Source organism: Thalassococcus sp. BH17M4-6, assembly GCF_049323015.1.
GTDB lineage: Bacteria > Pseudomonadota > Alphaproteobacteria > Rhodobacterales > Rhodobacteraceae > Puniceibacterium.
The window spans coordinates 224-13339 of the sequence record NZ_JBMPGU010000031.1; the positions used below are offsets into that span (position 1 = coordinate 224).

General features: G+C 61.0%; 10 protein-coding genes. 8 read left to right on the forward strand and 2 right to left on the reverse strand.

Annotation, left to right across the window (positions count from 1 at the left end):
- Positions 1 to 201 precede the first annotated feature (201 nt).
- Positions 202 to 1275 carry a tartrate dehydrogenase gene (locus tag ACOXXX_RS21485; protein WP_422828687.1) on the reverse strand — a complete coding sequence of 358 codons (1074 nt, stop codon included), beginning with the start codon at positions 1273 to 1275 and terminating at the stop codon, positions 202 to 204.
- Between the two features lie 188 nt (positions 1276 to 1463).
- Between ACOXXX_RS21485 and ACOXXX_RS21490 the strand changes: the two genes are divergently transcribed.
- The 3 genes from ACOXXX_RS21490 to ACOXXX_RS21500 all read left to right on the forward strand — a co-directional run bounded on the left by ACOXXX_RS21490 (position 1464) and on the right by ACOXXX_RS21500 (position 5776).
- Positions 1464 to 2378, forward strand: coding sequence for a LysR family transcriptional regulator (locus ACOXXX_RS21490; RefSeq protein WP_422828677.1), 915 nt, complete (start codon positions 1464 to 1466; stop codon positions 2376 to 2378).
- 126 nt (positions 2379 to 2504) lie between these two features.
- Entirely contained in the window at positions 2505 to 3473 is a 969-nt protein-coding gene (locus ACOXXX_RS21495) for a TAXI family TRAP transporter solute-binding subunit (RefSeq protein WP_422828678.1), read from the forward strand.
- Positions 3474 to 3568: 95 nt separating this feature from the next.
- On the forward strand, positions 3569 to 5776 hold the full coding sequence (locus ACOXXX_RS21500) for a TRAP transporter permease (protein ID WP_422828679.1): 2208 nt from the start codon (positions 3569 to 3571) through the stop codon (positions 5774 to 5776).
- A gap of 238 nt (positions 5777 to 6014) precedes the next feature.
- Here ACOXXX_RS21500 and ACOXXX_RS21505 read toward each other — a convergent pair whose 3' ends face one another.
- On the reverse strand, positions 6015 to 7022 hold the full coding sequence (locus ACOXXX_RS21505) for a LacI family DNA-binding transcriptional regulator (protein WP_422828680.1): 1008 nt from the start codon (positions 7020 to 7022) through the stop codon (positions 6015 to 6017).
- Between the two features lie 165 nt (positions 7023 to 7187).
- On the opposite strand from ACOXXX_RS21505, the gene iolG reads away from it, so the two are divergent.
- From iolG to ACOXXX_RS21530, 5 genes are all read left to right on the forward strand, one after another.
- Entirely contained in the window at positions 7188 to 8210 is a 1023-nt protein-coding gene (iolG, locus tag ACOXXX_RS21510) for an inositol 2-dehydrogenase (RefSeq protein ID WP_422828681.1), read from the forward strand.
- 106 nt (positions 8211 to 8316) lie between these two features.
- Entirely contained in the window at positions 8317 to 9237 is a 921-nt protein-coding gene (locus tag ACOXXX_RS21515; RefSeq protein ID WP_422828682.1) for a sugar ABC transporter substrate-binding protein, read from the forward strand.
- A gap of 69 nt (positions 9238 to 9306) precedes the next feature.
- Positions 9307 to 10416: an ABC transporter permease gene (locus ACOXXX_RS21520; protein WP_422828683.1), complete on the forward strand. Its 1110-nt coding sequence runs from the start codon at positions 9307 to 9309 to the stop codon at positions 10414 to 10416.
- 1 nt (position 10417) lies between these two features.
- The gene (locus ACOXXX_RS21525) at positions 10418 to 11239 is read left to right on the forward strand and encodes an ATP-binding cassette domain-containing protein (RefSeq protein WP_422828684.1); all 822 of its coding nucleotides are present in this window, start codon (positions 10418 to 10420) and stop codon (positions 11237 to 11239) included.
- Positions 11240 to 11353: 114 nt separating this feature from the next.
- Positions 11354 to 13116: bifunctional 5-dehydro-2-deoxygluconokinase/5-dehydro-2-deoxyphosphogluconate aldolase (locus ACOXXX_RS21530; RefSeq protein WP_422828685.1), on the forward strand; the 1763-nt coding region annotated here is incomplete at its 3' end.

The following is a 13116-nucleotide window of genomic DNA, read 5'->3' on the forward strand; positions in this document are numbered from 1 at the left end:
CCATGATGTCTCTCCTTTGTGGCAAAATACCAAGTCAAAGGAGCGGAACAATTCCGTGACAGGTCCACCACGATACAGCGCCCGCGAAGTTTTTCCGGAAGGTGAGAAGCGAGCACCCGAGCAGGATCGGCCGCACCGATGGCTGCATCCAGCATCCGCCGAAGCCGGTCTTGCGCGTCAATCTCCGGACTCATCGAGAACTCAGATATTCTCGGCGCGGATCGCTTCGCAAACGGCGTCAGTGACCTCCTGCGTCGTGGCGCTGCCGCCCACGTCCGGCGTCAAAATGCCGTCGGCGCAAACCTTTTCGACCGCCCGCATGAGGCGTGTCGCGGCCTCGGCTTCGCCCAAGTGTTCGAGCATCTGGGAGGCGGTCCAGAAGGTGGCCACCGGGTTGGCGATGCCCTTGCCGGTGATGTCGAAGGCCGAGCCGTGGATCGGCTCGAACATCGACGGATACCGCCGCTCGGGGTCGATATTGCCGGTGGGGGCCACGCCCAGGCTGCCCGCCAGTGCGCCGGCAAGGTCCGACAGGATGTCGGCGTGCAGGTTGGTCGCGACAATGGTGTCGAGGCTTTTCGGATCCTTGACCATGCGCACGGTCATGGCATCGACCAGCATCTTGTCCCAGGTCACATCCGGATAGTCCTGCGCCACCTCGGCGGCGATCTCGTCCCACATGACCATGCCGAACCGCTGGGCGTTGGATTTCGTAACAACCGTCAGCAACCTTCGGGGCCGCGAACGTGCCATTTCAAAGGCATAGCGCATGATCCGCGTTACACCGGTTCGGGTGAAGATCGACACTTCCGTGCCGACCTCTTCCGGCATCCCCTGGTGGGTACGCCCACCATTGCCGGAATACTCGCCTTCGGAATTCTCGCGCACGATAACCCAGTCCAAGTCACCGGGTCCGACACCGGCCAGCGGTGAGGTGATGCCAGGCAGGATTTTCGTCGGGCGCACGTTGGCGTATTGGTCGAAGCCTTGGCAGATCGGCAGGCGCAGCCCCCAAAGCGTTACGTGGTCGGGCACATCCGGGGCACCGACCGCGCCGAAGAAGATTGCATCGAAATCCTTGATCTGGTCGCGCCCGTCCTCGGGCATCAGCAAGCCGGTCTTCTTGTAGCGCTCGGACCCCCAGTCGAACTCCGTGACGTCGAATGCGAAGCTCCCGTCGCGCCGGGCCAGTGCCTCGAGCGCCTGCAACCCTGCCGCGATCACCTCGGGGCCAATGCCGTCGGCCGGAATGGAGGCGATCCTGTAGGTCTTCACCGCATCGTTTGCCCCCTGCGAATGGGCGGACGGCGTCGGCGCAGCCTTGCCTTCGTTCAGGATCGTCATGCTTTATCCTCCTCGTGAAAGCGGGTTCCAACATGAAGCTACAGGCGCGAGAATGCGCTTCTCAATTCCGCACCGATTATATACAAAATTGCAATAAAGACGTCGAGCGGAGCCCGATCTTGAACATCACTCAGCTGAAATGTCTTCTTGCTGCCGCAGAGTCCCTGCATTTCGGTCGTGCCGCGCAGTCTCTGGACATGCTTCCGGCGACGCTGGGGCGGCACGTCAAGCAACTTGAGGATCACCTGGGCGTGTCGCTTTTCCAGCGGACCACTCGGGCGGTAGCGCTGACAGAGGCGGGCAACCGCGTTCTGGAGGATGCCCGTTCGCTTGTTGCCCAGGCCGAGGCGTTCGAGGAAAAGGCCCGGGCCGTTCGCAGCGCTGAAGCGCACACTCTCAGGGTCGGCGCAATTGACAGTGCAGCAGCGGGACTGATCCCGCAAATCCTGCACCCTCTGCAAGCCGCGCACCCGGACTTGAAAATCCAGATCGTCGAACAGAAGACCATTCATCTCTTGCCGAAATTGCTGAGCGGCAGTCTCGACATCGCGTTCTGTCGCCCGCCAGACATTCGGGATCCGCGGCTCGTGTTTCACACGCTGTTTTATGAAACTGCAGTGGTCGCTCTGCCCACGTCGCACCCGCTGGCCGAGCGCGATGCAATCGAAATCGCCGATCTTGCCGAAGAACCCCTCATCGTACCGGATCGTCGATCCAGACCACATTCCCACGATCTGACAATGTCGCTTTTTCTTGGTGCGGGGCTGACGGCGCGGGTCGCCCAGATCGCGGAAGAAAAACAGACCATCGTCAACCTTGTTGCCGCGGGAACTGGTCTTGCCATCGTGCCGCGATGGACCTCCCGCCTACGGGTCAAAGGTGTACGCTTCATTCCTCTGGCGAAGACAGATGCGACATCCCAGGCGAAACTTATCCTCGCCGCCGCCTGGGCCAGGGGTACGAGGGACCGGCTACGAGACGATTTCTTGGCCGTTCTCGACCGTCAGTTGGAAACGCTCGAAACCTCAGCTTGATTATATCATTAGTGAATATAATTCGTGTCGAATTGAGTCGCACACAGACCTTCGCCCACAGTTCCAAACGGAGGACGCGCCAGATCAGGATGCGTCACGAGGGGAATACCACGGAGGAGGAAACCGATGAAATTCACCAAATTCCTTGCCGCCGCCGCATGCGCCATCGCGCTGCCCGCCGCCGCGCAAGAAAAAGCAGACTGGCCCGCCAGCATCACCATCGGCACGGGAAGTCAGGGCGGTACCTATTTCGGCTATGGCAGCGGCTTCGGTGCGATGATCAGCGAAGAACTGGGCGTCAATGCGGGGGTCGAGATCACGGGCGGTCCGGTTCAGAACGTCACCCTGGTCGAAACCGGAGAGCACCAGCTGGGTTTCGTCACTCTCGGACCCGCCGATGAAGCGCGCCGCGGTGAAAGCCCGCTGATGCCGGGCACTCCGCACGAGAGCGTTCGCGCGCTCTTCCCGATGTATCAGACCCCGCTGCAGGCGGCTGTGCTGGCATCCTCGGATATCGAGAGCTTCCAGGATCTGCAGGGCAAGCGCGTTGGCGTCGGTCCGGCGGGCGGCACTTCGGCCACCTACTGGACGCGCTTCTTCGAGAACGCAGACGGCTACGGCGACGTGACAATCTCCAATGCGGGCGGGTCGGACACGGCAGGTCAGCTCAAGGACGGTCTGATTGACGCCTTCGTCTATGCTGCGGGATTGCCCACCGGCGCCTATTCGCAGCTCGCCGTGGAAAACGACGTGCGCTTTCTGTCGATGGATGACGACACGCTGTCAACGATGAAGGAAATCGTCCCCGCCATGGCCGATTTCACCATTCCGGCAGATACCTACGAAGATCAGCCCGACGATCTGCAGACCGTGTCGCTTTGGAACTTTGCCATCGCGCATGAGGACATGCCGGAAAGCCTCGCTTACGAGATCACGGCCCTGGCCATGGAAAATCACGACCGCATGATGACCAACCATGCGGCCGCACGAGAGACCCTGCCCGAGAATGTCGGCAAGAACACCGTCATCCCGTTTCACCCGGGCGCTGCGCGCTGGTTCGAGGAGAACGGCTTTGACGTGCCGACGGTCGAATAAGCCCTTGCCCTTCAAGGCAACGGTTTGACCTCCGGCGGGCGGCGATTCCCAAGTCGCCGCCCGCCTGTTTCCCATTCTCACAAGCGATCCGGACCATGAGCAACGCGCAGCAGAAGCACAGCCCACCCCCGGCCGAAAACGACGGTAAGTCCGCCATCGAGCAGGAGCTGGCGCGTGCCAATGTCGACAATGACCCCGTCGCCGCGAACCAGAGACTGTTCACTGGCAGCCGCAACCTTGTCTTCGTCGCCCTGTGCGTGGCCTACACGGTGTTCCACCTTCTGGTCATGAACGTCTATCCGCTGGAAACCTGGGCGTATCGCCTGACACATGTCGGTGGTGGCCTGCTGCTGGGCTTTCTGTTGTTCGGCTCGCAGGCTTTCGGAGAGGATGCGGACGCGACCCAGCGCGAGGGTCCGCTGTCCAAGCTCCTGTTGGTACTGTCCGGGGCGGGCATCCTTTATGGGCTGGTCGGGGTCACCGCCATCTGGATCAACGGTACGCTGCTGGGCGAGACCCTACCTCCGGCCTGGGCGATGTCTACCTTCGGCATCCCGCTGACCGTCGGAACTGCGCTGGCCATCTTGCATGGCTGGGTCTTTCCCCATCGCGGGCGGATGCAGTTCGCGCCCGGCGACGTATTGCTTGCGCTGTCGGCGGTCGCCTTCACCGCCTACCTGATCTTCTTCGCGAGGCAGCTACAATTGCGGGCCGGCATGCCCATGGCCCTGCCCGGTGACATGTGGTCTGCCATCACCGGCGTTCTGCTAATCATAGAGCTGACGCGTCGACTGGCCGGGATGGCACTGGTGATCATCGCCGCTGTCTTCGTCGCCTATGCGTTTGCCGGGCCTTGGCTGCCCGGCATCTTCGAGCATCGCGGCTACGACGTGAAGCGCTTCTTCTCCTACATCTTCACCGACAATGGCGTGCTCGGCGCGCCGATTGCGATATCGTCCACCTACATCATCCTCTTCGTGGTCTTCGCGGCTTTCCTGCAGACCACGCGGGTCGGTGAATACTTCGTCAACCTGGCCTTCGCCGCCGCCGGGCACCGGCGCGGCGGCCCGGCCAAGGTGGCAATCTTCGCCTCGGGCCTGATGGGGATGATCAACGGGACCTCGGCTGGCAATGTCGTGGCCACGGGATCACTCACAATCCCGATGATGAAAAAGGTGGGCTACCGGCCTCAGACCTCAGCCGCGGTCGAGGCGGCCGCGTCCACCGGGGGGCAGATCATGCCTCCGATCATGGGGGCGGGCGCCTTCATAATGGCCGAGATCACCGGCATTCCCTACATGGACATCGTCTATGCCGCGATAATTCCGGCGGTGATCTACTTCGTCTCGGTCTATTTCATGGTCGATCTGGCGGCCAAGAAGGCAAACATGCAGGGTCTGCCGCGCGACCAGCTGCCGAAACTTGCGAAATTGGCCAAGCAGATCTACCTTTTCCTGCCTATCGTAGTGCTCATCTACGCGCTGTTTGCAGGCTATTCGGTGATCCGCTGCGGCACGCTGGCAATGATCACCGCCGCCGTGGTGTCGTGGCTGACGCCGCACCGAATGGGGCCGCGGCAACTCTTGCAAGCGCTCGACAATGGCGCGCGCATGGTGTTGCAGCTGGTCGCAGTCTGCGCCACTGCGGGCATCATCGTGGGCGTGATCGCCCTAACGGGTATTGGCTCACGGTTCTCGACTGTCCTGTTGGCCCTGGCCGACCAGAGCCAGTTCCTTGCGCTGTTCTTCGCCATGGTCGTTTCCATCATCCTCGGCATGGGAATGCCGACCACGGCGGCCTACGCTGTTGCGGCATCGGTGATTGCGCCTGGTGTCATCAACCTGGGCGTTGCACCGCTGACCGCGCACCTGTTCATCTTCTACTTCGCCGTGATGTCGGCAATTACCCCGCCGGTGGCGCTGGCCGCATATGCCGGTTCAGCCCTGGCCGGGTCGGACCCGATCCGCACCTCCGTCGAAAGCTTCAAGATCGGTCTCGCCGCCTTCGTGGTGCCCTACATGTTTTTCTATTCTCCTGCGATGTTGCTACAGGGCAGCTGGTTCGAGATCGCCCACATCGCTGCAACTGCGCTGATCGGTGTCTACCTGCTGTCCTGCGCCGTGCAGGGGTGGTTCTTCAGGCCCGCCAATGTCGCGGTCCGTGCAGCGCTCTGTGCGGGCGGTTTGACCATGATCGCGGGCGGCTGGATGACGGATGCGATCGGCGTGGGAATCGCGATGGTGATGGTTCTGATCCAGAGGGGGCGAATGAATTCATCGGATTTCATCCGTGGGGCCGACTGATTTCGAGGCCGGCGCCCGCCCTCTTCGGGTTCGACATCACAGACAATCCGACCGCCCGTCTGATCACAAAAGCCCGCGGAATGACGCAGCGACGGGATGCCAGCACTGTTTGATAACGGACGAAAGGCCAGATGGAACCCGCTAGCGCGCTGTTCCTCAGCCTCAGACGCGGCATGACGACCTGAGCACTGACGCGCGCATTTTGTCGGCACCTTTGTGGCTCTCTATCGAGGGTGGGCTATGCGCTCTTGCGAATAATCAAGTTTCCCAAAAATGCATTCAATTTCTTGGTGCGTTTTTTACCCTCAAGGACATCGACCAATGCATTGGCCATGTCCGTCAGGGGCTGGCGATAGGTTGTCAATTCGTAATGCGGACTCGAGGCTTGAGGCGTGTTGTCGAAGCCAGAAACTGCGATGTCCTCTGGCACGCGCAAGCCGAACTCGAAGCGGATCGCATCGATCGCTCCCATGGCCAAGGCATCGTTTTCGCAGACCAGAACGTCTGGAAGCTCTGACGTGGGTGTGTCCCGAAACTGGTCGACGACGAGATCGTAAGCCAACTTGGGATCATATCTTTCGACCGACGTGAATTTTGGGCGTGCGCCGGTGGTCTTCTCCCATTGCGATAGGAATATTTCCTTTCGTTGAAGATGTGCCGATTGGGTTTGCGGCCCCGCGATGAACAACGGATTGCGGTAGCCTGACGAGAAGACATGCTGCGTGATTGCGGTCATTGCGGCGCGATCGTCACAGCAGATCGAGATTGTATTGTCATTGCTCGACATCCGAGCAAAGACGATCAGCTTCTTGACCCGTTTTGCGCCAAGCGCCGTTTCGAGGCTTTGGTCATTGAAGCTGACACCGATCAGCACAGCGGCATCGACACGCCTTTGACTTGCGTTGAGCAAGGCAGCGGAGGCGTCTTCCTCGTCGCTCGTGTTGACGAGCAGAGTGTCGTAGCCGTTTTTTCGCAAGATGCGGGTCAGCCGTTCCATCATGATCAGCTTGTGCGGGTTGGCAAAGTCATCGACCAGAAGCGCCACCAGGTTGGTTCGGTCAGTGGCCAGACTTGTCGCCAGAAGGTCGGGCACATAGCCAAGTGTTTCGGCTGCCTTCATGACCTTTTCGCGTGATTTGGCAGAAATCGACGCGTCCTTCTTGAAGGCGCGATTCACTGTCCAGCGGGACACGCCAGCAAGCGCTGCCACATCATCCGCTGTTATGGATCCGCCCTGATCGTTCATTTATTTGCCGGCCTCTCGGTGGTGAAACTATTGGAATCACAAGCGATCCATCTGCGGTGCTCTACGCAAGATTAGCAGGATCTTGCACGCGGGTGCAGAAATTTCTTGCACGCGGGTGCAAAAGTGTTGATGGTCTCTCTCAAGCGAGAATCGGGAGGTCTCAGAATGCGGGTTGGATTGCTCGGCGCAGGGCGCATCGGAAATGTTCATGCACAGGCGATTTCTTCGCATCCGGAAAGCGAACTGGTCGCTGTGTCCGATGCGTTCGAGAAGAACGCACAGGCTCTGGCGAAGAGTTATGGCTGTGAGGTTCGCACCTCGGATGAGATCATCGCAGACAACTCCATTGATGCTGTCCTTATCGCGACGTCGACCGACACACATTCCGAGCTGATCGAGGCCGCGGCAGCGGCAGGCAAGGCGGTCCTGTGCGAAAAGCCTGTGGATCTCAGCCTCGAACGCGCATCGGCCTGTCTTGGCACTGTCGGTGACAAGGCGTCACACATCATGATCGGTTTCAACCGCCGCTTCGATCCGAGCTTCGGCGCGCTGAAAGCCGCTATTGACGCCGGTGAGATCGGCAAGCCCGAGTTGTTGTCGGTCACGTCCTTCGACCCTGCCCCGCCTCCGGTCGAATACATCAAGGTCTCTGGCGGACTGTTCCGGGACATGATGATCCATGACTTTGACATGGCGAACTTCATCATGGGCGAAGCGCCGGTTTCCGTGTCCGCCGTCGGATCATCAATCGTCGATCCCGCCATTGGCGCGGCCGGTGACGTCGATACAGCTGTGGTGACATTGACCTATGCAGACGGTCGTATTGCCGTGATCAAGAATTCCCGGCGCGCCGTCTATGGCTATGACCAGCGGGTCGAGGTCTTGGGCTCAGAAGGTCTGCTTCAAGCGCAGAACGTGCTGGAAAACACGTTGGTCAAATCGACGACGGCTGGCGTCAGTAGTGCCAAGCCCACCTACTTTTTTCTTGAACGTTACATGCCCGCCTACAAGGCCGAATGGGCCGCTTTCGTGGAAGCCGTACAGGGCAAGTCGAACATGCCAGTCAACCTGCACGACGGTGTGGCAGCTTTGGCAATGGCCGAGGCCGCAACACGATCGGCGCAGAGCGGACATCCGGTCGCGATGGCGGACATTCTGAAAACATCGGGTCGCGGGGAGGCGGCCTGACAAGGAGCACTCGCCCTCACAGGGCGATGCGGAATGCGCGAGACTCTCGCGCGTAACGAACTGCCGGGCGACCGGCGCACAAGGCAATCCAAGGGAGGATCCCCAAATGAAAACCATACTGAAAGGCGCTGTCGCTGCTGCCGCAATCGCTGTCGCAGCACCTGTCGCCGCTCAGGACATCTCGGTTGTTGTCCACGGTCAGGCCAACGATGCGTTCTGGTCCGTCGTCAAGGCAGGCGTCGATCAGGCCGCAGCCGACACCGGTGCAAACGTGTCCTACAACTCGCCGGAAACCTTCGACATGGTTCTGATGGCACAGCTCATCGACGCTGCAGTCAACGAAGAGCCCGATGGCCTCATCATCTCGTTCCCCGACCCCGATGCACTTGGGCCGTCGGTCGAACGTGCAATTGCGGCCGGTATTCCCGTTATCACCATCAACGCCGGCGGTGCTCAGGGCAAAGAACTGGGTGCGGCAATGCACGTCGGTCAGGACGAGTATGACGCTGGCGTCGCTGCCGGTGAGGAACTCGCCGCTATGGGCGGCACGAATGCGCTTTGTGTGAACCAGGAAGTTGGTAACATCTCTCTCGACCAACGTTGCGCGGGCTTCGAGGAAGGCTTTGGTGGCACCGTGACCGTTCTGCCGACCACCAATGACCCGGCAGAGATTGAATCCAAGGTTGCCGCTGCTCTGGCATCGGACGAGAGCGTCGACACCGTCATGGCGCTGGGTGCATCCACCGCGGGTGAACCTTCCGTCGCCGCCGCTGTCGCATCCGGCCGTGACGTGAATGTTGCAACCTTCGATCTTTCCGCGGGCTTCCTACAGTCTGTTGTTGATGGCGACGCCGCCTTTGCCCTGGACCAGCAGCAGTACCTGCAAGGCTATATGGCCGTGTCGATCATGGCGCTGCAGGCGAAATACGGCTTGATGCCGGGTGGTGACATCGCCTCCGGCCCGAACCTGATCACCGCCGACAAGGCCGGTCAGGTGATCGAGCTGTCGTCGCAGGGCATCCGCTAAGCCTGAAGAAGGCAATAAAACAGAGTGGCGCCCCCGTGGCGCCACTCAATTGGCCAAGGGGAGAGGGCGATGAGCGATATTACACCAAATCCAACTGCAGACGAACGGATCAAGGCCGAGCCACTGATCTCGCGCTTGATGAAGCGACCAGAGCTTGGCGCCATTGCAGGCGTTGTTTTGGTAGCCATCTTCTTTCTGATCACCGCCGACAGCGCGATGTTCACCACCTCTGGCATCATCAACTTTCTGACCCCGGCAGCACAGCTTGGCATCCTTGCCATCGGTGCCGCGATGCTGATGATCGGCGGGGAATTCGACCTCTCGATCGGGTCCATGGTTGCCTTCGCCGGTCTGTTCTTTGGGGTCTGCGTGATGGTTTGGGGCTTGCCATTGATCGTCGCCATACCTCTGACCTTCCTGTTCTCGGCCTTCGTCGGCGCGATCAACGGGATCATCGTGATCCGGTCTGGCTTGCCGTCCTTCATCGTGACCCTTGCGTTTCTTTTCATCCTGCGCGGTCTGTCGCTCGTTGGCTTGAAGTGGGCATCCGGTGGCTCCACCCAGTTGCGCGGTGTACGCGATGCGACCGAGAATGACTGGCTCGCGCCTGTCTTTTCCGGGGACGCCTTTCCGGGACTTTTCGCCTGGCTGGCGGAACGCGGTCTGGTCGAGACCTTCAAGAATGGCGCCCCCAAGGTTACCGGTATTCCGGTCGAGATCCTCTGGTTCATCGTTCTGGCTTTGGTCGCGACTTACATCCTGCTGCGCACGCCCGCTGGCAACTGGATCTTCGCGGCGGGCGGAGACAGCACCGCAGCATCGAATTCGGGTGTGCCCGTCAACCGGGTCAAGATCTCGCTTTTCATGGTAACGGCGTGCTGTGCGGCAATGGTCGCCATCATCACCGTCATCGATGCAGGCTCGACCGACGCGCGGCGCGGATTTCAAAAGGAATTCGAAGCCATCATCGCCGCGGTGATCGGTGGCTGCCTGCTGACCGGCGGTTACGGGTCGGCCATCGGGGCCTTCTTCGGCTCGATCATCTTCGGAATGGTCGTGATCGGTCTCACATACACCGACTTTGACCAGGATTGGTTCCAGGTCTTCCTGGGCGGCATGCTCCTGATCGCGGTTCTGTTCAACAATGCCATTCGCAAGCGCGTCACGGGGGAGCGTTGATATGACCGATGACAGCAAATTCCACCACGGTGACGTGAAAGAGAACGTCGCTCCTATCGTCCAGATGAAAGAAATCCAAAAGCACTTCGGCAACATCATCGCGCTTGCCGGTGTCAGCTTCGACATTCGGCCCGGCGAATGCCACTGCCTTCTGGGTGACAACGGCGCGGGCAAATCGACTTTCATCAAGACGATGTCAGGTGTGCACCAGCCCACGCACGGGGAAATCCTATTCGAAGGCAAGCCCATGAGCTTTGCAACTCCGCGGGATTCGATGGAGGCCGGCATTGCGACCGTGTTCCAGGATCTTGCCATGATCCCGCTGATGTCGGTTGCACGCAACTTCTTCATGGGGCGTGAACCGACGAAGGGGCGTGGCCTGACCAAGCGGTTCGACGTGGACAAGGCCAACGAAATCACCATGAACGAGATGCGAAAGATGGGGATCAATCTGCGCGGCCCGGATCAGGCGGTTGGCACGTTGTCGGGGGGCGAACGACAGACGGTCGCCATTGCCCGTGCGGTCTACTTTGGCGCCAAGGTCCTGATCCTCGATGAGCCGACCTCCGCCCTTGGTGTGCGGCAGACGTCGAACGTTCTGGCCACCATCGACAAGGTGCGCAGCCAAGGCGTCGGTGTGGTCTTCATCAGCCACAACGTCCGCCATGCGCTCGCAGTTGGTGACCGCTTTACCGTGCTCAATCGTGGCAAGACTCTGGGAACCGCCAAACGCGGAGAGATCAGCCCCGAGGAATTGCAAGACCTGATGGCAGGCGGCCAGGAACTGGCGCAGTTGGAAGGGTCGCTTGAGGGGACGGTCTGATCCTAAATTCCAACGCCATTCGTACTCCTCCCTATAGACGCGAATGGCGGTGGGGCTGGCGGAAGGCATTCGGTCAGCCCCACACAAGACAAATCGAACGTATGGACGTAACTCATGACTGACCTTGATCTGATCACCATTGGCCGGTCTTCGGTCGATCTTTACGGCGCGCAGATTGGCGGGCGGCTTGAGGATATGGGGTCGTTCGACAAATACATCGGCGGCTCGCCCACCAACATCGCCTGCGGCACCGCGCGGCTGGGGCTGAAATCGGGGCTGATAACCGGCGTGGGTGACGAGCACATGGGGCGGTTCATACGCGAGCAGTTGGGGCGCGAAGGGGTCGACACCCGCGGCGTCAAGACGGACCCGGACCGGCTGACCGCGCTGGTACTGCTGGGCATCCGCGATCAGGACAGCTTTCCATTGATCTTCTATCGCGAAAACTGCGCGGACATGGGGCTGACCGAGGACGATATCGACCCCGACTACATCCGCTCTGCCCGGGCGGTGGTGGCCACCGGCACGCATCTGAGCCACCCCGAGGTCGAGGCCGCGACGATCAAGGCGCTCGAAATCGCGCGGGCGAACGGGCAGCAGACCGCGCTCGACATCGACTACCGCCCGAACCTGTGGGGCGTGGCGGGACATGGCGACGGCGAAAGCCGGTTTGTGGAAAGCGCGGCGGTCACGGCGAAATTGCAGTCGACGCTGCATCTGTTCGATCTGATCGTCGGCACCGAAGAGGAGTTCCACATCGCCGGCGGCAGCACCGACACCATTGCCGCCTTGCGTGCGGTCCGGGCCGTGTCGGGCGCGACGCTGGTGTGCAAGCGCGGGGCGGCGGGCGCGGTGGCCTTCACCGGCGATATCCCCGACAGCCTCGACGATGGCCAGGCCGGGCCGGGGTTTCCCATCGAGGTCTTCAACGTGCTGGGGGCCGGCGACGGGTTCATGTCCGGCCTGCTGAAAGGCTGGCTCGACGGGGCGGACTGGCCCACGGCGCTGAAATACGCCAATGCCTGCGGTGCCTTCGCGGTCAGCCGTCATGGCTGCACCCCCGCCTACCCCAGCTGGGATGAGCTGCAGTTCTTCTTTGAACGCGGGATCAAGCGGCCAGACCTGCGCAACGATGCCGAGCTGGAACAGGTGCACTGGGCCACCAACCGGCATGGCGACTGGTCTTCGGTCAAGACCTTCGCCTTTGACCACCGCCTTCAGCTTGAAGAGATGGAGGGTTACACGCCGGAAAAGGGCGGGAAATTCAAGGAACTGTGCCTCGATGCGGCTTTGAAAGTTCAGAATGGCCAGCCCGGCTACGGCATTCTTTGCGACAACCGGATCGGGCGCAGTGCCCTGCACCGGGCCACCGGCAGCGGCCTCTGGATCGGTCGCCCGACCGAGCTTCCGGGGTCTCGACCCATCGCGTTCGAGCCCGAGTTGGGCGACGATCTGGGCGGATTGCGCGAATGGGCGCGGGAAAACGTCGTCAAGCTGCTGGTCTTCTGCCACCCCGATGACGACGACAAGACCGCCAAGATGCAGATCGCGCGGGTCAAGCGGCTCTTTACCGCCGCGCGGCGCAACGGGCTGGAATTCCTGCTGGAAATCATCCCGTCGAAGGTCGGCCCGGTCGATGATGACACGTCAGCAACGCTGATCCAGAGCTTCTATGACGCGGGCGTCTTTCCCGACTGGTGGAAGCTGGAGCCGTTCAAGACCGAAGCCGCCTGGGCCAGTGCCGTCGCCGCCATCGAACGCAACGACCCACGCACGCGCGGGATCGTGGTGCTGGGGCTGGACGCGCCCGAGGAAGAGCTTGCCGCCTCTTTCGCGCTGGCCGCCCGGCAACCGCTGGTCAAGGGATTCGCCGTGGG

Coding starts and splice junctions, on each gene's coding strand:
- ACOXXX_RS21495 (WP_422828678.1), top strand. CDS start 2,505: ATGAAATTCACCAAATTCCTTGCCGCCGCCGCATGCGCCATCGCGCTG.
- ACOXXX_RS21500 (WP_422828679.1), top strand. CDS start 3,569: ATGAGCAACGCGCAGCAGAAGCACAGCCCACCCCCGGCCGAAAACGAC.
- ACOXXX_RS21505 (WP_422828680.1), bottom strand. CDS start 7,022: ATGAACGATCAGGGCGGATCCATAACAGCGGATGATGTGGCAGCGCTT.
- iolG (WP_422828681.1), top strand. CDS start 7,188: ATGCGGGTTGGATTGCTCGGCGCAGGGCGCATCGGAAATGTTCATGCA.
- ACOXXX_RS21515 (WP_422828682.1), top strand. CDS start 8,317: ATGAAAACCATACTGAAAGGCGCTGTCGCTGCTGCCGCAATCGCTGTC.
- ACOXXX_RS21520 (WP_422828683.1), top strand. CDS start 9,307: ATGAGCGATATTACACCAAATCCAACTGCAGACGAACGGATCAAGGCC.
- ACOXXX_RS21525 (WP_422828684.1), top strand. CDS start 10,418: ATGACCGATGACAGCAAATTCCACCACGGTGACGTGAAAGAGAACGTC.